The organism is Leifsonia sp. SIMBA_070, from assembly GCF_046534635.1.
Classification (GTDB): domain Bacteria; phylum Actinomycetota; class Actinomycetes; order Actinomycetales; family Microbacteriaceae; genus Leifsonia.
Genome location: NZ_JAWRYK010001007.1, coordinates 1 through 232, shown reverse-complemented (window position 1 = coordinate 232; position 232 = coordinate 1). Strand labels below are relative to the sequence as shown.

Here is a 232-nt window from a genome sequence, read left to right as displayed (position 1 = left end):
CAGGGAACGGGGACCGCACCGCCCAGCCTGGTTCGGTGCAGCCGGAAGCCGATGAGTCCCACCCAGGTGGAGCCGAGGAAGACGTCGGGCTCAACCAGCGGCGGCATGTACCGCTCAGCGTGGGAGGCGGGAAGGCGCCAGTGCAGGAAAACTGCCTCGGACCATGACTGCGTCACCAGTACGGGAGGAGAAACCACCGGACCGGCGGGCCAGGGATCAAGAGAACCGACAG

The 232-nt window shown here is 67.2% G+C and carries 1 protein-coding gene; it reads right to left on the bottom strand.

The features are described from left to right. The coding region (locus SB754_RS23185) for a DUF2071 domain-containing protein (RefSeq protein WP_410784587.1) at positions 1–176 on the bottom strand (176 nt) is incomplete at its 3' end. Positions 177–232 lie beyond the last annotated feature (56 nt).